Source organism: Bacillus pretiosus, from assembly GCF_051294775.1.
Classification (GTDB): domain Bacteria; phylum Bacillota; class Bacilli; order Bacillales; family Bacillaceae_G; genus Bacillus_A; species Bacillus_A wiedmannii.
This window is the reverse complement of record NZ_JBPPHF010000213.1, coordinates 1-303: the sequence shown is the minus strand read 5'-3', so window position 1 is coordinate 303 and position 303 is coordinate 1. Positions and strand designations below refer to the sequence as shown.

1 pseudogene is annotated in these 303 nt (G+C 36.0%); it reads left to right on the top strand.

Annotation, left to right across the window (positions count from 1 at the left end):
- Nucleotides 1-303: pseudogene (gene kdpDN / locus ACSG5Z_RS30570) on the top strand (KdpD-like non-kinase potassium sensor); the annotation flags it as partial.

The window sequence follows — 303 nt, the reverse complement described above, 5'->3', positions numbered from 1 at the left end:
GCTATACGTAGGAGCGGCTCCAGGAGTAGGGAAAAGTTATAAAATGCTACTTGATGCAAGAGAGATGAAAAAGGACGGTATGGATATTGTAATTGGTTTAATTGAAACGCATGGAAGAAAAGAGTCAGAAGACGCAATTGCTGATTTAGAAAAGGTTCCTTTAAAAGAAATAGATTATAAAGAGAAAGTATTTTATGAACTCGATGTAGAAGGAATTATAAAACGTGCACCCGGGGAAGTTGTTGTGGATGAACTTGCGCATAGTAATATTCCTGGATCTAAAAATAAGAAACGTTATATGGA